The 20,294-nt window shown below is 38.2% G+C and carries 18 protein-coding genes; 9 read left to right on the forward strand and 9 right to left on the reverse strand.

The features are described 5' to 3' along the window. The first annotated feature begins 13 nt into the window (after nucleotides 1–13). The 6 genes from rplI to ACFINX_RS01370 all read left to right on the forward strand — a co-directional run bounded on the left by rplI (nucleotide 14) and on the right by ACFINX_RS01370 (nucleotide 7,123). Complete coding sequence (gene rplI, locus ACFINX_RS01345) at nucleotides 14–610, forward strand: 50S ribosomal protein L9 (RefSeq protein WP_375611229.1); 597 nt, start codon at nucleotides 14–16, stop codon at nucleotides 608–610. A 593-nt stretch (nucleotides 611–1,203) separates the two neighbouring features. After that, entirely contained in the window at nucleotides 1,204–2,694 is a 1,491-nt protein-coding gene (locus ACFINX_RS01350; protein ID WP_273791081.1) for a replicative DNA helicase, read from the forward strand. Nucleotides 2,695–2,700: 6 nt separating this feature from the next. Then, nucleotides 2,701–4,077: a DNA repair protein RadA gene (radA, locus tag ACFINX_RS01355; RefSeq protein WP_375612937.1), complete on the forward strand. Its 1,377-nt coding sequence runs from the start codon at nucleotides 2,701–2,703 to the stop codon at nucleotides 4,075–4,077. 142 nt (nucleotides 4,078–4,219) lie between these two features. Continuing rightward, the gene (locus ACFINX_RS01360) at nucleotides 4,220–4,795 is read left to right on the forward strand and encodes a CvpA family protein (RefSeq protein ID WP_375668202.1); all 576 of its coding nucleotides are present in this window, start codon (nucleotides 4,220–4,222) and stop codon (nucleotides 4,793–4,795) included. Nucleotides 4,796–4,877: 82 nt separating this feature from the next. Further along, nucleotides 4,878–6,371 (forward strand): amidophosphoribosyltransferase, encoded by a 1,494-nt coding sequence (gene purF / locus ACFINX_RS01365; protein ID WP_375610159.1) that lies wholly within the window; start codon nucleotides 4,878–4,880, stop codon nucleotides 6,369–6,371. A gap of 2 nt (nucleotides 6,372–6,373) precedes the next feature. Beyond that, the gene (locus ACFINX_RS01370) at nucleotides 6,374–7,123 is read left to right on the forward strand and encodes an SDR family NAD(P)-dependent oxidoreductase (protein ID WP_375620812.1); all 750 of its coding nucleotides are present in this window, start codon (nucleotides 6,374–6,376) and stop codon (nucleotides 7,121–7,123) included. A 70-nt stretch (nucleotides 7,124–7,193) separates the two neighbouring features. On the opposite strand, the gene pssA is transcribed toward ACFINX_RS01370, so the two are convergent. The 5 genes from pssA to cysS form a co-directional block, all read right to left on the reverse strand. Further along, nucleotides 7,194–8,033, reverse strand: coding sequence for a CDP-diacylglycerol--serine O-phosphatidyltransferase (gene pssA, locus ACFINX_RS01375; protein ID WP_375611225.1), 840 nt, complete (start codon nucleotides 8,031–8,033; stop codon nucleotides 7,194–7,196). Between the two features lie 8 nt (nucleotides 8,034–8,041). Further along, nucleotides 8,042–8,740, reverse strand: a complete 699-nt coding sequence (locus ACFINX_RS01380) for a phosphatidylserine decarboxylase (protein ID WP_375668203.1) — start codon at nucleotides 8,738–8,740, stop codon at nucleotides 8,042–8,044. Nucleotides 8,741–8,857: 117 nt separating this feature from the next. Then, nucleotides 8,858–10,741 (reverse strand): ABCB family ABC transporter ATP-binding protein/permease, encoded by a 1,884-nt coding sequence (locus ACFINX_RS01385; protein WP_375668204.1) that lies wholly within the window; start codon nucleotides 10,739–10,741, stop codon nucleotides 8,858–8,860. A gap of 115 nt (nucleotides 10,742–10,856) precedes the next feature. Continuing rightward, nucleotides 10,857–11,528, reverse strand: a complete 672-nt coding sequence (locus tag ACFINX_RS01390; RefSeq protein ID WP_375611298.1) for a DUF421 domain-containing protein — start codon at nucleotides 11,526–11,528, stop codon at nucleotides 10,857–10,859. A 50-nt stretch (nucleotides 11,529–11,578) separates the two neighbouring features. Next, a complete protein-coding gene (gene cysS, locus ACFINX_RS01395) occupies nucleotides 11,579–13,087 on the reverse strand; it encodes a cysteine--tRNA ligase (protein ID WP_375611222.1) in 1,509 nt (502 codons plus the stop codon). Nucleotides 13,088–13,586: 499 nt separating this feature from the next. Here cysS and ACFINX_RS01400 point away from each other — a divergent pair, with 499 nt between their 5' ends. After that, the gene (locus tag ACFINX_RS01400) at nucleotides 13,587–13,955 is read left to right on the forward strand and encodes a TIGR02301 family protein (protein ID WP_375612942.1); all 369 of its coding nucleotides are present in this window, start codon (nucleotides 13,587–13,589) and stop codon (nucleotides 13,953–13,955) included. Nucleotides 13,956–14,372: 417 nt separating this feature from the next. Here ACFINX_RS01400 and ACFINX_RS01405 read toward each other — a convergent pair whose 3' ends face one another. Further along, nucleotides 14,373–15,701 (reverse strand): dihydroorotase, encoded by a 1,329-nt coding sequence (locus tag ACFINX_RS01405; RefSeq protein WP_375668205.1) that lies wholly within the window; start codon nucleotides 15,699–15,701, stop codon nucleotides 14,373–14,375. A gap of 64 nt (nucleotides 15,702–15,765) precedes the next feature. On the opposite strand from ACFINX_RS01405, the gene ACFINX_RS01410 reads away from it, so the two are divergent. Further along, the gene (locus ACFINX_RS01410) at nucleotides 15,766–16,638 is read left to right on the forward strand and encodes a YgfZ/GcvT domain-containing protein (protein WP_375612944.1); all 873 of its coding nucleotides are present in this window, start codon (nucleotides 15,766–15,768) and stop codon (nucleotides 16,636–16,638) included. Continuing rightward, nucleotides 16,631–17,248 carry a YfbR-like 5'-deoxynucleotidase gene (locus ACFINX_RS01415; protein ID WP_375610152.1) on the forward strand — a complete coding sequence of 206 codons (618 nt, stop codon included), beginning with the start codon at nucleotides 16,631–16,633 and terminating at the stop codon, nucleotides 17,246–17,248. The genes ACFINX_RS01410 and ACFINX_RS01415 overlap by 8 nt, the downstream gene beginning before the upstream one ends. A 590-nt stretch (nucleotides 17,249–17,838) precedes the next feature. On the opposite strand, the gene panB is transcribed toward ACFINX_RS01415, so the two are convergent. The 3 genes from panB to recO are packed head-to-tail and all read right to left on the reverse strand — an operon-like array spanning nucleotide 17,839 to nucleotide 20,281. Then, nucleotides 17,839–18,654 carry a 3-methyl-2-oxobutanoate hydroxymethyltransferase gene (gene panB, locus ACFINX_RS01420; RefSeq protein WP_375612945.1) on the reverse strand — a complete coding sequence of 272 codons (816 nt, stop codon included), beginning with the start codon at nucleotides 18,652–18,654 and terminating at the stop codon, nucleotides 17,839–17,841. Further along, entirely contained in the window at nucleotides 18,651–19,511 is an 861-nt protein-coding gene (gene panC / locus ACFINX_RS01425; RefSeq protein ID WP_375612946.1) for a pantoate--beta-alanine ligase, read from the reverse strand. Before panC ends, panB begins: the two co-directional genes overlap by 4 nt. A 23-nt stretch (nucleotides 19,512–19,534) precedes the next feature. Beyond that, nucleotides 19,535–20,281 carry a DNA repair protein RecO gene (gene recO, locus ACFINX_RS01430; RefSeq protein WP_375668206.1) on the reverse strand — a complete coding sequence of 249 codons (747 nt, stop codon included), beginning with the start codon at nucleotides 20,279–20,281 and terminating at the stop codon, nucleotides 19,535–19,537. Between the last annotated feature and the right edge of the window lie 13 nt (nucleotides 20,282–20,294).

The raw sequence follows: 20,294 nt of genomic DNA on the forward strand, positions 1-20,294 counted from the left end.
GAAAGGAAAAACTATGGATATTATTTTACTTGAGCGCATTCCTCGTCTTGGTCAGATGGGTGATATTGTCTCAGTTAAAGATGGTTATGCGCGTAATTTTCTCTTGCCTCAAGGTAAAGCTTTACGCGCAAATGAAGCTAATAAAAAACATTTTGAGATACAACGTGCACAACTTGAAGCACGTAATCTTGAACGCAAAAGCGAAGCGCAAAAAATTGCTGAAAAACTTGATGGACAATCATTCATTGTTGTTCGTTCTGCTGGTGAAACAGGACAACTTTATGGTTCTGTGTCAACACGTGATATTGCTGAAATCATAACAGATGAAGGCTTTTCTATTGGAAGAAATCAAATCGAACTTAATCATCCAATAAAAATGATCGGTCTTCACACTATCACTCTTAGCTTACATCCAGAGGTTCAAATTTCTGTGATTATTAATGTTGCGCGTTCTACCAGTGAAGCACAACGCCAAGCAGAAGGTGAAACCCTCACTTCGGCTAAAGAAATATATAATATTCAAGAAGAATTATTAGAAGAAAGTCAGGAAGAATTATTGGCAGAAGAAATTAATGACAACGATATAAACAGTTCTCATCAAGAAGCTTAATTTCTATTTTTTCTTTCTGTTTTATATTTTTTATTCCATTTTAAATATCGATCATAAAATACTCGCACTTTAAAAGTGAGTATTTTATGGCTATCGTACATAAAGAACCTAATTTTTATGAAAGAATTAGAAATATACTATTTAAAGGCATTACATGCCGAGAATGGTAGTATCACTAAGAGGAAATGTCTTTTGTTTTCCAGCATATAAAGTAAAAATAATTTAAAGTTCTACCCTTAAGACTAAAGTTTGTATGAGCGTTAATTTGATTATATCCTCACATGATCTGAAATAATTTCAGTTATAAAAAATAATTCTACTTACACAGATATTGGAATTTTAAGGTTAAGTAACTTAAAAATACTTAAATTTAGAGTAGCAAAACTTCCACTTTAAAATCACATATTATAAAATAAAATAGATAGACGTTATATAAATAATACACAAATGATAAATGAGGAACGAAAAGAGAGTTTTAAAAAATTATATAATTTTAACTTAAAATGAAGGTTTGTAGCTCTATTCTTTTAATTATACGATTTTCAATTTATCGCCTAAAGTAGCTAGACTTAGAATTTTAGTGGAAAAATATTATGGAAGAAACTAACGTTGTTAATGTCAGCTCTTCAAAGAAAGAGGATTCTCCTTCTTTTCGGCAACTTCCGCATAATATTGAAGCTGAACAGGCATTGCTTGGTGCCATCTTTATCAACAATGATTCTCTTGACCGCGTTTCAGATTTTCTAAAACCAGAACATTTTTTTGAACCATTGCATCAAAAAATTTATCATGTTTTATCTCACCTTATTAAAACAGGAAAACGTGTAGATCCAGTTACAATCAAGCCCTATATCCAAATGGAAGAAAAAATTGGAGATATTACTGTATACCAATATGTTGTTCGCTTAGCCACAGAGGCAGTCACTATTATTAACGCTGAAGATTATGGACGCGTCATTTACGATCTTTTTATCCGACGGTCTTTGATTAACCTTGGAACTCAAGTTGTCAATACAGCCTTTGATGCTCCTGTAGAACTCACGCCTACCCAACAAATTGAAACTGTTGAAAATCAGTTATTTGAGCTAGCAGAAAAAGGGAAATATGGAGGTGGATTTGAAAATTTTAATGAGGCTATTAAAAAAGCTATCGATATGGCAAGTGCTGCGAAAAAGCGCTCTTCACAATTATCAGGGATAGCCACCCATATTAAAACACTTGATGAAAAAATGGGAGGATTACAAGCATCTGACTTAATTATCCTTGCGGGCCGCCCTGGTATGGGTAAAACCTCACTGGCTACCAATATTGCCTTTAATATTGCTAATGCTTATAATCGTAATGCCAATATCCAAGAAAATGAAGGCGGCATTGTGGGATTCTTCTCACTTGAGATGTCATCCGAACAGCTTGCAACCCGTATTATTTCTGAACAAACAGAAGTCTCTTCTTCTGATATTCGGCGTGGCAATATTTCAGATGAACAATTTTCAAAAATTATTCGTGCGGTGAACCAACTACAAAAGGCACCACTTTATATTGATCAAACTGGGGGAATATCAATTACGCAATTAGCTGCTCGTGCGCGGCGTCTCAAGCGGCAACATGGTTTAGATATCTTGTTTATTGACTATATCCAACTCATGACAAGCAGTTCAAAGCGTTCATCAGAAAATCGTGTTCAAGAGATTACAGAAATTACCACAGGATTAAAAGCATTAGCGAAAGAACTTAATATTCCTATTATCGCTCTCTCTCAACTTTCACGTCAAGTAGAAAATAGAACAGATAAACGTCCACAGCTCTCAGATTTACGTGAATCTGGTTCAATTGAGCAAGATGCCGATATCGTTCTGTTTGTCTATCGCGAAGAATATTATCTCAAAAATGAAGAACCAAAACTAGGTAGCTTGGAACATACGAAATGGCAAGAAATAATGGATAAAGCTTTTGGAAAAGCTGACGTTATTATTGCAAAACAGCGCCATGGGCCGACAGGAATCGTGCCCCTTGCCTTTCAATCTGATTTCACACGCTTTAGTGATCTGGCCGATAGCAATTACCTTCCAGAGCAAATTGGTTAAATCGACATGGCGCGTAATCGTATTCAATTTATCTGTCAAAATTGCGGAACCATCCATTCCCGTTGGGCAGGAAAATGTAGCGCTTGTGGGGAATGGAATTCCCTTATCGAAGAAACTATAAATAGCGGCATAGGAAGTGGTCCTAAGCAGAATGCTCGTAAAGGACGCATTGTCACACTCACATCTCTTTCTGGAAATATCGAAGATGCTCCACGTATTCATTCTGGTATTGCTGAACTTGATCGTGTTACCGGTGGGGGCTTTGTCCGTGGATCAGCACTCCTTGTTGGAGGTGATCCGGGTATTGGTAAATCAACATTGCTGACACAAACAGCCGCTGCTTTATCACGTAAAGGATATAATGTCATCTATGTTTCAGGTGAAGAGGCTATTGCGCAAATTTGTCTGCGCGCACAAAGGCTTGAAGCTAACAATACAGAAGTGAAACTTGCTGCTGAAACCAATGTTGAAGATATTCTGGCAACCTTAAGCGAACATAAAAACCTTGATATGGTGATTATCGATTCGATTCAAACCCTATGGTCAGATACAGCAGATTCAGCACCTGGCACTGTCACACAAGTACGTATCGGTGCTCAGGCAATGATCCGCTTTGCCAAGAAAACAGGAGCCGCCGTTGTTCTTGTTGGGCATGTTACAAAAGATGGACAAATTGCTGGTCCTCGAGTCGTTGAACATATGGTTGATGGCGTTCTCTATTTTGAGGGTGAAGGAGGACATCATTATCGCATTCTTAGAACTGTAAAAAATCGCTTCGGACCAACAGATGAAATTGGTGTCTTTGAAATGTCTGATAAAGGATTACGCGAAGTGATAAATCCATCTGAATTATTTTTAGGGGAACGTAATGAAAAAGCACCAGGCGCTGCTGTTTTTGCAGGAATGGAAGGGACACGCCCGATACTCGTAGAAATTCAAGCGCTTGTTGCTCCTTCTTCCCTTGGGACACCAAGACGTGCGGTTGTCGGATGGGATGGAAATCGCCTTTCTATGATTCTTGCCGTTTTAGAAGCTCATTGTGGCATTCGTTTTGGACAGCATGATGTCTATCTGAACGTGGCAGGTGGATATCGCATATCAGAACCTGCTGCTGATTTAGCTGTAGCCGCTGCTTTGGTATCTTCTCTTGCCAATATCGCATTGCCAACGGATTATGTATATTTTGGTGAAGTCAGTCTTTCAGGAGCTACCCGCGCTGTTGCACATTCAGCACAGCGCATCAATGAAGCAAAAAAACTCGGCTTTCAAGGAGCCTTTCACCCCACAACAACAACCGAAATGATGAAGTCGCTCAACTTTCAACAAAAAACTTTCTCCGACCTTCCCGAACTCGTTGCTACTCTTACCGTAAGTAAAAAATGATCTGCACCACAGATATGATAATATAGAAAAAACTCTATAAAATACAAAAGATCCTTGCTATAAGAACAAAAAATGGCATAACAAAAAATATATTTGCACACAGACTTAAAAGAACACAACTTTATGTATAAGGAACAAACAAATGATCATAACAATCCTTGATGGAATTGTCGTAGTAATCATCCTGTTGTCCGCTTTTCTTGCTATGCTTCGAGGATTTTCACGTGAAGTGTTATCGTTGATTTCTTGGGCAGTTGCAGCTGTTACGACACTGTTTTTATTCAAACCTGTCTTACCTTTCTTTGAACAATATCTCTCTAATAAAATGATTGCATTGATCACAACATTGGTCACAATTTTTATTATTGTTCTCATTATTACTTCAATTATTACAATGAAGATCTCTGATTTTATTATTGATAGTCGAATTGGTATCCTTGACCGTGCTATTGGTTTTATTTTTGGAGCACTTCGTGGTTTACTTATCATGGTCATCGGTATGTTACTGCTTAATGCACTGATTAAACCCGAGCTTCAAGCGAATTGGTTAAAAAATGCAAAAACAAGGCCTATTTTAGATTCATTGGGACAAAAAGTTTGGGAAATACTCCCCAAAGATATTGGATCTGTTCTCGAAAAGACGGAAAATTTGTTTAAAGACAGCAATAAACATATGTATGAGCAACACTCTCATGAAAAGATAATTTTCAAAAAATAGAGAATAGTTTTTCATGAGGAAAGAGAACTAAATGATGTAAAATGTGATATTAATGATTCCTCCATATCACAACTGAAAGAATATGATGATAAAAAGCGATGTTTTCTGTCAAGAATTTTCATTAGATGATGATACCCTTCATGAAGAATGTGGAGTTTTTGGTATTCTTGGGCATGAAGATGCCGCAACATTAACAGCTCTTGGACTCCACGCACTTCAGCATCGTGGGCAAGAAGCAGCTGGGATTGTTTCTTACCATAATAAAATATTTCATCAAGAAAAGCATTTAGGTCTTGTTGGCGATCACTATACAAACCCTGCAACACTTGCGCGCTTACCAGGAAATCGTGCTATTGGACATACCCGTTATTCAACAACTGGAGAAGTGGCATTACGCAATGTTCAACCCCTTTTTGCTGAATTGAAAGTTGGAGGTATTGCTATTGCGCATAATGGTAATCTTACCAATGGTCTCACATTACGCCGTGAACTCATCGCTTCTGGTGCTATCTGTCAATCAACGTCAGATTCAGAAGTTTTTCTCCATCTTATCGCCCGCTCACGTTATGAATCGTCCTCTGATCGTTTTGTTGATGCGATTCGGCAAGTAGAAGGTGGGTATGCTATGTTAGCGCTCACACGTACAAAGCTTATTGCGGCACGCGATCCAACAGGAATTAGACCTCTCGTGATGGGGGAACTTGATGGTAAGCCTATCTTTTGTTCTGAAACTTGTGCTCTTGATATTATTGGAGCAAAATATGTCCGTGATGTTAAAAATGGAGAAATCATCATATGTGAAATACAAAAAAATGGGGAAATTACGAAAAAAATTATAAAACCAGAAAATACAAAACCAGAAAAACTTTGCTTGTTTGAATATGTTTATTTTGCTCGTCCGGACTCAATCGTTGGAGGACGTAGTGTTTATACAACACGCAAAAATATGGGAATCCGTTTAGCACAGGAAGCCCCTTGTGAGGGTGATGTTGTGGTTCCTGTTCCTGATGGAGGAACGCCTGCTGCAATTGGCTATGCACAAGAAATTGGAATTCCCTTCGAGCTTGGTATTATTCGTAATCACTATGTTGGCCGCACTTTTATCGAACCAACACAACAAATTCGCGCTTTTGGCGTCAAGTTAAAACATTCGGCAAACCGTCCTGTGATTGAAGGAAAACGTGTTATTCTGGTTGATGACTCTATTGTGCGTGGAACAACATCCCTTAAAATTGTACGAATGCTTCGCGATGCAGGAGCAAAAGAAGTTCATATGCGCATTTCTAGCCCTATGATTTTTTATCCTGACTTTTATGGTATTGATACACCTAAAGCTGAAAACCTTTTAGCAAATCAATATCCAGATTTAAAATCTATGTGTGATTTTATTGGAGCGGATTCATTAGAATTTCTTTCAACGGATGGATTATATCTTGCTGTAGCAGGGGAAAAACGGAATAACGCCGATCCACAATTTACTGACCATTATTTTACTGGATATTATCCTACGCATCTGGTTGATCAAGAAAATCTCTCCAAAATTCATCAATCATCTGTTCTTAAAACAAGAGATTAATGATGACAAAACGTGACTTTAGTCTCCATGGGCGTGTTGCACTTGTTACTGGCGCATCAAGAGGGATTGGCTATTATTTGGCACTCGAGCTTGCTGCACGCGGCGCTCATATTATTGCTCTTGCACGAACAGTCAGTGGACTTACTGAATTAGATAATCAAATCCGAGAAAAAGGAGCTCACGCAACCCTTGTTCCCCTTGACTTGCATCATATGGAAAACATCGATACCCTTGCTATCTCAATTGCCAAACGCTGGAAAAAACTTGATATTATCGTTGCAAACGCAGGAATTCTTGGAACACTCTCACCAATAGCGCATATAGAAAACACGGTATTTGAAGATGTTTTTCAAATAAATCTTTTCAGCCAATGGCGCTTAATGAAAGCCGTTGAGCCTTTATTACGTGAATCTGATGCTGGACGAGCCATCCTGTTATCCTCAAGCGTTGCGCATGCTGCGCGCCCATTCTGGGGAGCTTATGCAGCCTCTAAAGCGGCTTTAGAGGTGATTGCCCGCTGTTGGGCAGAAGAACTCAAACAAACCCCTATTAAGATTAATTGTGTCAACCCTGGTGCCACACGCACTGCCATGCGCGCTGAAGCTATGCCCGGTGAAGATCCACAAACTCTTCCTTCACCACAAGAGGTTGCAAAAAAGATAGTCCATTTGTTATCACCTGATTTAAAGGAAACTGGAAAACTCTTTAATGTCCATAAAAATCGGTTTGTAGATTATCATGTACCTGATTGATCATCATATGAGAAGTAAATCGTTTGACTCTCTCTTTTTCCTGTGCTTTTCGACAGAAGAATGAAGCACTTTATAATTCTTGGATAGCTTTAGCATCAGCCTTTTTCTCTTCTAAAGTAGCACGTTTATTATAAGCGATAAAACTACAAGGGAGAAAAATCATATAGCTAACAGCTGTAATCAATAAAGTTTCCCATGTGTAAGTCGCAAGAAAACCGACATAAATAACAATGACCAACATGCACGGTATAACGATATCGCGCCTTAAATTTTGATCAATTGTTTTTGCATTCCATACCGGTAAACGACTAATCAAAAGAAAAGCAATAATTACAGTATAAAGACTAAAAAATAATGCCCACCCCCAATTAGGGACCAAACCAAGAGTGCCTAAATAGGTAGGCAATAAAAGTAATAATGCTCCTGCTGGTGCTGGAACACCAACAAAATAACTTCTCTGCCACTTAGGTATATTGGGGTTATCTAACATCACATTAAAACGTGCTAATCGCAAACAACAAGCAACACAATAAACAAGGGCAGCAACCCACCCAATATGATTCGCTTGATTCAAGATAAAAGAATAAACAATGAGTGCAGGGGTAACACCAAAATTTATAACATCAGCAAGAGAATCCATCTGTGCCCCAAAAGATGAACTACCATCTATTAAACGGGCAATGCGACCATCAGCACCATCTAAAACTGCGGCCAAAAGCACCATTAAAATAGCAGCTTCATAGCGATGTTCAAAAGCCAAACGAATGCTGCTCATCCCTGCACAAATTGCTAAAATAGTAATGATATTGGGAATAACATACCGCATTGATGTAGGTGAACGCCGCCGATTTGCAACATCATCATGCTGCCCCTCAGGATTGAATGAAGAAAATGGCGAAAAATTTTTCATTGTGAGTCCTAATCGTATCTGAAGTCCGTTGTGGCACTCTTATCATCAAAAGAACCCAAAACTGTTTCTCCAGCAATTGCTGTCTGTCCAACTGCAACACGCAATTTCATTTCAGTTGGTATATAAACATCAAGGCGAGAACCAAAACGAATCAATCCAAATCGCTCACCAGTCATAACGGCATCGTTTTCTTTTGACCAGCAAACAATCCGGCGCGCAACCATTCCCGCTATTTGTACGACACCAATTTTACCATGTTTGCTATCAATTACCACCCCATTACGCTCATTAAACTGACTAGCTTTATCAAAGTCAGCATTGGTAAATCGACCTGGATGATAAACGATAGACTCTACTGTACCACTGATAGGAATACGATTAATATGGCATGAAAAAACATCCATAAAAATGGAAATACGGATCATTTCATCTTTCCCTAATCTTAATTCTTCAGGTGGAACACATGATTCCACAAATGAAATACGCCCATCTGCAGGCGACATAACCCAATTTGAATTCAAAGGGATCACACGATCTGGATCACGGAAAAAGTATACACACCACACCGTGAGAACGAGACCAAACCAAAACAACGGACTCCATATCCAACCAAGAATGAGCGAAATAACAAAAAACGCTACAATAAAAGGATAACCTTCTTTATGAACCGTTACAAAGCTATTATGGAAAGATTGCAGAATACTCATATAATTTCCTATTCATCGTAAACTTAAACAAGCAACAAAGCTTTTTGTTCCTCTTGTGTCTTTTTATGTATTTAATCAATCACTCCATATAAAGATATAGATTACATTTTGCTCTATTTATTTTTTACGATTAACAACACTCGTCTCATCTTCTTCACGCATTTTACGTAATTTTTCTTCTGCTTGCGATGCTTCAAGCTGCTTATTCCACATTGAAGCATAGAGACCTTTCTTGCGTAAAAGCTCTGTATGCGTCCCATTTTCAATAATACGACCACTTTTAAGAACTAAAATTTCATCCGCATTGATAACAGTAGAAAGACGGTGCGCAATAATCAATGTTGTACGTCCACGGCTTACAATATCCAATGCTTGTTGAATTTCCTGTTCCGTCGCCGTATCAAGAGCCGCCGTTGCTTCATCTAGAATAAGAAGTGGAGGAGCTTTTAAAAGTGTCCGTGCAATAGCCACGCGTTGTTTTTCACCACCTGATAATTTGAGACCTCGCTCTCCTACCATAGACTGAAAACCTTCCGGTAAAATTTCAATAAATTTTGATATTTGTGCCATTTCAGCAGCTTTGCGCATCTCTTCATCTGTAGCACTTGGACGCCCATAGCAAATATTATAGGCAATTGTATCATTAAATAACACCGTATCTTGTGGGACCATGCCAATCGCTTCACGCAAACTCTTTTGTGTTACGTCACGAATATCCTGCCCATCAATTGTGATAGAGCCTGCATCAACATCATAAAACCGAAAAAGCAACCGAGAAATAGTAGATTTACCGGCACCCGATGGACCGACAATAGCGACTGTTTTTCCTCCAGGAACTTCAAAATCAATATCTCTGAGAATCTGACGTCTCGAATCATAGGAAAACTTTACCTGATGAAAACAAATGGTCCCATCGCTTATCTTTAACGGTTTAGCATCCGATTTATCAACGATCTCTTTCTGAACATCTAAAAGATCAAACATTGCTTCAATATCCGTTAAACCTTGTCGAATATCACGATACATTGAACCAATAAAATTTAGTGGAATGGAAAGTTGCATTAAAAGCGCATTAATAAAAACAAAATCTCCTAAAGTTTGTGTCTTATAAAAAACTTCATAAGCTGACATCAGCATCATGATCGTCATTCCAATACCAAAGATAAGAGTCTGACCAAAATTAAGCCAGCTTAAAGATGTCCAAATCTTTGTTGCGGCTTTTTCATAACCTACCATAGAAGCATCAAATCGATCGGCTTCTAGAGTTTCATTACCAAAATATTTGACCGTTTCAAAATTCAAAAGAGAATCAACAGCGCGAGTATTCGCCTCAGTATCCGCTGTATTCATTTTTTGTCGAATGCGAATACGCCAATCACTCGCCTTAATGGTAAACAAAATATATAATCCAACCGTTACAACAACAATGAGAAGATAATGCCACCCATAACTTATATAAAATACCAGTGCCGTTAATATAAATTCTAAAACTGTTGGTACTGTACTAAGAATTGAAAATCTTACGATCGCTTCGATTCCTTTTGTTCCACGCTCAATCACACGAGAAAGCCCACCTGTTCGGCGTTCCAAATGAAATCGCAAAGATAACTCATGCATATGTACAAAGGTTTTATAAGCTAATTGACGAACAGCGTATTGACCAACAGTGGCAAACAGGGAATCGCGTAATTGATTTAATCCAGCCTGCATAATACGCGCGACATTGTATGCCAAAACAAGCATGATGGGAATAATCCAACTGGATGGGAACCATTCAGGTAGCTGAAAGCTTGAATCAAGCACATTCGTAGAATATTTAAATAAATACGGTACAGATATGAGAACGAGCTTAGCCAAAACAAGATAAAATATTGCCCATAGCACACGCATTTTTAGATCACGCCGCCCTACCGGCCACATATAGGGCCATAAATTGTAAAGTGTGTGCAGAGTCTTCCCTGTATCTGATGATACAGTTTTTGTCATTTCATTGCGTTTCATAAAGTCCTTACTTCTCTATCATCCGCACAAACAGGCAAAATACCCTCTGTGGTTATTTATAGATTCATCTCTTCATTATGGCTTCCAATAAGCTATACCTACCCGTTTTTTGAAGTTAGACTGTTTTTGAAAAAGGAACAAGAAATAATCCACTATACAATTTATTATTTTGATCTGTATTTTCATACCACTCTGCTGCAAATAAATTTTCAACTTTTACATGTTTTTTTTTCAATTCTGCCTGAAGCCATTTTTTTGTTTTACCAATCTCTTTCAGCCCCTTATCAAGAATTTCACCATTTTGTATTAAAATGATAGACTTCTTTCCTTCTTCCTTTTTAATAACGGAACAATCGCCATTGGTTTCTAAACGAACGAAAGCAGCTTCATGTAAACTACAGCCTTTAATGCGCAACATTGTAATCAGATCATTCACACTGATACCTAATTTTTTAATCTTATCCACTTGAAATACTCCATCTAAAACCAATGCAATATGTCGTCCTGCAATAAGACGACGAAAAAAAACTGAATAGCGCATCAGAAAATTAAGAGATGTGACTAAAGTCTGCCAAATAAATAAGACAATCAACAATTGAATACTGCTAACATCCGGACTATAAATAACGCCTCCAATAATACTTCCCATGACAAAATTACTTACCAAATCAACTGGCGTCATTTGACTAAGACTACCACGACCTGTGGTTCTTAAAATCAAGAGGAAAGCGATAAGTCCTACAACTAGTTTTAGTGCAACATACCCATAATGATATAAAAATTCCATCATATTCTCCTTTTTTATGGAGCTGCTGGAATAGAGACATTAGTGTCGCTTTAGTGTCGCTTTATTTCCCACACAGTTATGCGCTCACCACTCTGCGGATCCTTACTGTCTTTTAAAAGAACCCCCTTGGCTGCAAGCTCATCACGAATTGTATCCGCAGCTTCCCACTCTTTATTATGGATAAGTCTTAGTCTTTCGGCAATGCGCTGATCAATAAATTTTGTATCAAGGAAAGTTTTTCTCGTAAATAATGGGCAATCTATTTCTTTAATCCATTCTTGTCTTAACAGTCCTAATAAATTCATCCCATTCAGAAGAGCCAAAGCATTTCCTTCTTTATAAAATTTTCGCAAAAGAGTCAGTGCTTTTGGAGTATTAAGATCATCACTAAGTGCATCTATCAAAGTATCATCAATTGCTTCATTGTTTTTCATCTCACTCTTTTTGCTGCGAAGCCATTCATACCAACGATACAGTTCGCTGCTCGATTGTATTAAACGCTGTGCTGTCCAATTTAATGGTTCACGATAATGCGTTTGCAACATCGAAAAACGCGCAGACAAACCAGCCCAATTTTGCTTCATTTCATCGGTTAAAATACCATTAAACTCCCCCAAATTATTCTCTAAAACAGAACGAATAGTTATGAAATTGCCAAAGCTTTTCGACATCTTTTTGCCTTCAACTTGTAAAAAACCATTATGCATCCAAAAATTAGCCATTCGCTCCGTCCCAAAAGCTGAACAACTTTGTGCAATCTCATTTTCATGATGAGGAAAAATTAAATCAATTCCACCACCATGGATATCAAAAACATTGGCGGTCGGATCATCACAGGTTAAACCACCGCCATAGGGCGCTAATAACTTTGCCATTGACATTGCAGAACATTCAATATGCCAACCTGGACGACCTAAAACAGGAATTCCGCCCGGTGATTTCCAACCTGGTTCTCCTTCCACAGAAGGCTTCCACAAAACAAAATCCATCTCTTCCCTTTTATAAGCAGCAACATCGATACGCGCCCCCGCCCTCATTTCATCTAAAGAACGATTTGCAAATGCCCCATAATGGGGAGGATTTTTTATGCTACTTACAGAAAATAATATATGATTTTCCGCTTCATAAGCGTGCCCCTTTTCAAGCAACCTTTCAATTAAAGAGCGCATCTCCTCTAAATGCTCAGTGGCGCGTGGCTGACTGGTTGGCAACAGACAACCAAGTGCTATGGTATCTTGCTGAAACTGAGAATATGTACGTTCTGTTAAGTGACGAATAGCCTCATTCAATGATACGTTTGGATATTCGCTAGCTGCTCGTGCATTAATTTTATCATCGACATCTGTAATATTACGTGCATATAGAACATGCTCATTGCCATAAACATGACGCAATAAGCGAAATAAAATATCAAAAACAATAACAGGACGTGCATTTCCTATATGCGCATAATCATAAATTGTCGGTCCACAAACATAAAGGCGTACTCTTGTCGCATCTATTGGTGTAAATTTTTCTTTTTTACGTGTTAGCGTATTATAAAATCGCAACTCTTTCATTTATTGACTCCATGGACGATATTATGCACCGATCCTTTTAGATGTATCTTATCTCAAATCATTGTATTACGCGGTTTAAGCTAAAAACTTGTATCTTATAGTAAATTCTTCTTACCATTTTCCCATTGTATTTACGGCTGTATCCATCGTTTATCATAAAAACAATCTATTTTATTTGATTGGACAAAAGCGTTCTATCATTAGAGATGCTTTCTCTCCTTAAAGAAAATGAGCTTAGAAAAAAATCTATAGGCAATACAATATAAATCTATGTGAAAAATAGATAGTTTGCAGAAAGAAAATCTTAAATTTTTAACCACACAAAGCTTCGTCAGTATTTTCAATATTCCACAATGGGTTCCTTACTGCCTCTTACGCCCTATATTTTATAATCAATAATTGAGAATAATGTAGCAATTAACTTTATTTTTTTACACCGTTCTCATGACAAAATTATTTTATCTTTACAGAGTTTTATTCAAAGAAAGCAATAAAAATAATGCGGTATAGATTGATGAACATCATTATTTTAATATTTCTTGTCATTTCAATGCCAACCTTTGCACAACAATCTCCACCTTATGAAAAAAAATTACTCCGACTAGCAGAAATTTTGGGATCATTGCATTCTCTCCAAAATCTTTGCGAGCCTCCAACAAACCAATGGTATGACTATATGAATGCACTGATTGAAGCAGAACGCCCCATTCCACAAAGACGTGCTTATTTTTATGAAGCGTTTAATGAAGCGTATCGTGCTTTCTCAGAAAATTATCATCATTGTACACAAGCAGCCATTGAAGCCAACCAAAGATACATTGAGGAAGGAAGAATTTTATCTGAAAACCTCCTCATGCATTATAAATAATTAATCTATACAAAAAGTAGCTCTCTCAATCTTAGCGATATCAATGATACTCCTTTCACAAATGCGGGGAGCAATAAACCAGCTCTGAAAATAGAGAGACGTTTAAAGAATAATGTCTTGATACGCTTTTATTCATATGCGCCTTTTTCCCCATACAAAACTGTTCTTTGGCTTCCTCCCCACACTTTAACGGACAAAGATTTTTAACTAAATTTGCTCTGTAAATAATCTAGGTTCTTGTTGAACAAGGTTTCTCTTGGCTTCTAACACATGTAATTTGCTGCATAGTTTCTACAAACAAGCCTAAGAATACTCACCTCGCATTAAAAAAACACTTATGTACCAAAGAGGCTGACATACCCTATATCACCACTCTAAAAGATGGTATTTTACGGCATACTTATAATTTTAATTTGTTTACACCAAAGTTTCCATAAATTTAACAGGCTCTCCTTGTGAAGGTGTAACAATTTCACCTTCCCACATAACGCGCATACCACGGATAATAGTCCCAACAGGCCAACCTTTAACTTTTTGACCATCATAAGGTGTCCAACCGGCGCGAGAACCAATTAAGCTATTCGTAATAATTTCCTCTCGCTTAAGATCAACAATGGTTAAATCAGCATCAAACCCAACAGCAATGCGCCCTTTACAACTTATACCAAAAATACGACTAGGGCCATGTGAAGTGAGATCAATAAAACGTTCAAGAGATATTTTTCCTGCATTCACATGTGTCAACATAATTGCTGCTGTTGTTTGCACGCCTGTCATACCTGAAGGTGAAGAGGGATAAGGTTGAAGTTTTTCTTCAAGAGTATGAGGCGCATGATCTGAACCTAAGACATCAATAATTCCTTGTTGAACACCGTACCAAAGAGCGTCACGGTGGCGCGGCTCACGAATAGGCGGATTCATCTGAATTAATGTACCAAACTTCTTATAATCATCAGCCGTGAGTGTCAAATGATGTTGTGTCACTTCAATTGTTGCAACATCCTTATGTTTTTTTAGAAAATCAATTTCTTCTTCTGTCGAAAGATGTAACACATGAATCCGAGCCTTCGTCTCATGAGCAATTTTTACCAAACGCTGCGTACATTTTAATGCCGCAACTTCATCACGCCAAATCGGATGTGACGATGCATCCCCTTCAATACGCAATATTTTACGCTCTTTGAGCCTCGCCTCATCTTCAGAATGAAAAGCCGCACGACGGCGTGTATTCTTCAAAATAAGGCGTACACTTTCATCATCATCAACCAAAAGATCACCGGTAGAGGACCCCATAAAGACTTTAATTCCAGCCGCACCAGGAAGTCTTTCTAATTCAGATAGTTCATGAGCATTTTCACGCGTTCCTCCAACCCAAAATGCAAAATCACAATGCATTCGATGAAATGCGCGTTGAACCTTATCGCTTAATGTTTCTTCTGATGTTGTCAATGGATTGGTATTAGGCATTTCAAAAACTGCCGTAACCCCCCCTAACACAGCAGAATACGAGCCACTTTCCAAATCCTCCTTATATTCATTTCCTGGCTCACGAAAATGCACTTGGCTATCAATAATTCCTGGTAAAATATGAAGCCCCGTACAATCAATGACCTCACTAGCCGATGCACATGTAAGGTCGCCTATTTCAGCAATACGACCATTTGTAATACCAATATCACGCTTGCTTCTTCCATCATGATTCACAAGTGTTGCACCTTTAAAAATTGTATCAAATGTTTTAAACATAACCACGCTCCTTACATATTGCTCACTTATCGATTATGTAACTTTGAGCAGAAAGGCAAGAACCATGATTGAAAAACAAAATGCCATTTGCTTAAAAAACCGCGGACTTATTCAAATTACAGGCGAAGAAGCAACAGATTTTCTACAATCCCTGATCACGACAGATGTAAAAAAAATCAGTCCACAGGAACTTTTCCCTGGAGCCCTTTTATCCCCACAAGGAAAGGTTCTTGCTGATTTTCTTATCGGAAAAAAAGAAGATGGTTACCTGATTGATATCAGGATGCCTTTAGCTGATACGCTCCATAAGCGTCTGTTGCTCTATAAGCTGCGCAAAAAAGTAGAAATTACACAACCATTCCAAGAGCTTGTTACAGTTTCTTTGAATAATGAATCAGATGCTTTAAATTTTGATTCAAGTTTTGTTGATAAACGCTTCCCACAAAAAGAAAAAATAATACGAATCTATGGCAAAAAACCTTTTTTAACTTCAGAATATCATGACACATGGAATCAATTGCGTATCCGTTATGCAATTGCGGAAAGTGATCAAGACTATGAAATTGGCAAAGTCTTTCCTCATGATATTAATTACGATCAAATCAATGGACTTGCATTCAATAAAGGATGTTATATTGGACAAGAAATTGTTTCACGAATGCACCACCGCCGTGCAGCACGTCGCCGTATTTTTATTGTAAAAGGCCAGTGTAAATTAATCCCTCAATCTAGCATTGAAGCAGGAACAAAAGTGCTTGGCTACTTGGGAACATGTGTAGAAAATGAGGCTCTTGCTTTAATGCGTATTGACCACGTCAAAGATGCTATGGATCATAACATCCCCTTTACTGTAAAAAACATTCCTGTCACTATAAGCATTGCTGAAAATATGAATTTTACCTTTCCTGAAAATACTATAGAAAACACTCATGGCTAAAGCTGAATTATTAAAAAATGGAGAAGCCCGCGCTTGGCAAAGAATGCTCTCTGGAAGGCGACTTGATCTTCTCAACCCTTCTCCTTTTGATGTTGAAATTGAAGATATTGCCCATGGACTTGCTCGCGTAGCACGTTGGAACGGTCAAACACGAGGAGAGCATGCCTATTCTGTTGCACAACATTCACTTTTGGTTGAACAAATATTTCAAAAACTTTTTCCACAATCGGGAAGCAACGAATGTCTTTATGCCCTTCTTCATGATGCTCCAGAATATGTCATCGGCGATATGATTTCCCCTTTTAAAGCTGTTATAGGAAAACAATATGAACGCGTTGAAAAGCGCATCCAAGATGCTATCCACATGCGCTTTTCTCTTCCCGTTGATCTTTCTCAAAAACTTTTAAAAAAAATTAAACAAGCCGACCGTATCGCTGCCTATTATGAAGCGATTACGCTTGCTGGATTTAATACAGAAGAAGCCCTTCACTATTTTGGCTCTCCCAATAATATTTTACCCGATGATCTGAATTTATCCCCCTATTCTACCCAACACATTGAAAACGCATTTTTAACGCGCTTTAATGACTTGGATGTCCAAAGATTATAGCCCTTTCGCATTGTTGATTCCTTGTCATTACAGAATCATCACACTGACTTATAATAATAATTCATTGTTTTTTCATTTTGAATGAGAGCTCCTAATATCGTAAGCTTCACTCATTTCAAATCTGTTTATATTGAATCAATCAAAATCATTCTCTTGCACACCACAAGCGGGTCTGGCGTGTGGGTAAAATTTTTTAAAGAAAGAGTTAAAATGCTTCTTATGACCATCTCAAGTGCTAAGCGCTGTCGCAGCATTGAAAATTGGCAAAGTGTGTGATGATGCCGGCTTGCTCTCTTATGAAGCGTAAAGACGGGAGTACTCTATAAATTTTATACACTTCATAAGGGACTTACCACTATACTATTCACGAACGCCGTCGCGAAATAGGTTGGGTACCTTAAGAAAGCTTTCTTTAAAAAAGCATGTGAATTAGCGACCCAATGGCGTTCTGTTTTGCATGAGAGGCGTGACTTCATTAAAGAAATGGAAAAAATCACAGTTCAAATTGCATACAAAATATATTAAAAATGCACATTCATTATCAAAATAACAAATGTTCTCTTGTCAAACCTTTCATCTTAAACTGAAGTTTATTTTAGTTTATAAACTTCATTATCCGCTGGGAAAGCACGAGATGTGACATCCTCTGCATAATTCTTTATTGCAGTTTCCATGGCTTGTTCAAGGTCTCCATAACGGCGTACAAATTTTGGCACATGAGAACCATAGCCCAACATATCTTCCATAACCAATACTTGCCCATCACATTGATTGGACGCCCCTATACCGATCGTAGGGATAGAAAGCTTATCTGTCAGTTTCACCGCTAAAGGTTCAACCATTGCTTCTAAAACAACAGCAAAAGCACCTGCCTCTTCAATCGCTGCTCCATCTGCTTCAATTCTTTGCCAATCATTCTCCTTGCGTCCTTGTGTTTTAAAACCACCAAAACGATTCATTGCTTGGGGTGTAAGACCGATATGCCCCATCACTGGAATGCCACGTTTACACAAAAAATCTACTGTTTCGGCTATATAAACGCCCCCTTCAAGCTTAACTGCACCACACCCCGTTTGTGCAAGAATGCGCGATGCATTTAAAAAAGCTTGCTCTGGACTTTCCTCATAAGAACCAAAAGGCATATCAATAACAACAAGAGCTTTTTGAGATCCACGCACCACGGCTTTCCCGTGTGAAATCATCATATCTAAATTAACAGGAAGCGTTGTCTCAAACCCATACACAACCATCCCAACGCTATCACCAACCAAAAGGATATCGCAATATGGATCAGCAATCCGCGCAGTATAAGCTTGATAAGCTGTTAAAGAAACAATTGGCTGTTGTCCCTTTCGTGCACGTATTTCGGAAGATGTTATACGCTTTACGGTTTTATGTACACTCATTTTCCACCCTTCTCTTGCAATATATATTGATCAATCAGCCTTATCTCACCAAAGCGGACAGTAAGAAGTAAAACTGCTGGTTTATTCAATGTTCCTTTAACCACGCATAAAGTTTCCATATCCCGTAAATCTATCGCTTCAATGATTGCACGCGTTTCTTGTTGTAAAATATCACGAACAGTTTTGCATAATTTATCAACCGACCGTTCACCTTCATGATAAAGCTTTTCAGCAGCTTTTCCACTTTCAGGAATAATTTTGGCAGCTTTACGATCTTCTAATGTTAAAAGCTGATTGCGTGAAGAACACGCTACACCATCTGACTCCCGTAGAATAGGAACTCCAACGATTTCAATAGGAAAAGCCAAATCTTCAACCATACGCCGAATAATTAAAATTTGTTGAAAATCTTTTTCCCCAAAAAAAGCCTTATCTGGTTGGACAATGTTAAAAAGTTTAGCAACAACGCTTGTTACACCACAAAAATGCCCCGGACGTAATTTTCCCATCAAAATACGTGATAATTTTTTCACTTGTACAATTGTATCATTCCCCAGTGGCCACATTTCATCGACAGAAGGAGCAAAAACACATTCAACACCTGCTTCTTTTAACAAAGCACAATCGCCCTTCAAATCTCTTGGATATTGAGAAAAATCTTCATGAGGTCCAAATTGCTTTGGATTGACAAAAATAGAAACCACTACGCGATCACACATTGCTCTTGCATACTGTACTAATGCAAGATGTCCATCATGCAATGCCCCCATTGTTGGAACAAAACCAATCGAAAAACCTAAACGTCGTTCCTCTGAAGTATATTGGCGGACTTCAGCAATTGTCTTTAAAATTCTCATTTTCCCATTCAATTATCATCAGATCAACCAATTAATGCCTGTACACCAAATTGACGCTCAAACAATTGTATCAAATTTATGCGCACTGACGGCTGCTTTATATCTCGTGGCTCCCAGACATGACGCATAAGAAAAAAACCCGTCAGTATAAAACCATTTATTATGTCACTAAAATCAGCAGGACGAGTCGTTCTTTGTACAAGAAACTGTGGTAGAATGAGAAGCTTTTTTTTCCAAGGTTCCCCTGCTTCTTCACAGACAGCCCGTCCAGATTTTGGTGATACGTAATGAAGCCTTTCCTGACGACCTGTTGCAGCACAACAAGATAAATCAAGACCAAAACCAAGTTCTTCAAGAAGCCGCATTTCAAAACGTACAAGCAATTCTGCATTTACAAATGGTTCATCAAAATTCTGCATAAAAAGGTGTAAAATATCATATAAAATGGGGTGCGGATCACGTTCGGGAAGAAGCCGCAAATGAAAAGCTATCAATTGCAAAGTATAAAGTGCTTCTGGTAGACAGATTAATCGTGCCGCATGTAAATCAAGAGCTTCAAGCCGAAAAAGTCCCAAATGTTCGTCTAAACGAGCCCACCATTCAGCCTCCACAAAATTTCCAGGTTGAAGAAGAGCTGCCATGCGACGCGAGCGCCCCCCTTTTACCACTCCCATATAACGACCATGTTCACGTGTCATAATCTCAAGAATAACACTTGTTTCACCATATTGGCGTGTACCAAGTATAACGGCTTGTTCTTTCCACTTCATTTTACTTTAATTA

It is taken from the genome of Bartonella sp. AP36NXGY (assembly GCF_042195865.1).
Classification (GTDB): domain Bacteria; phylum Pseudomonadota; class Alphaproteobacteria; order Rhizobiales; family Rhizobiaceae; genus Bartonella.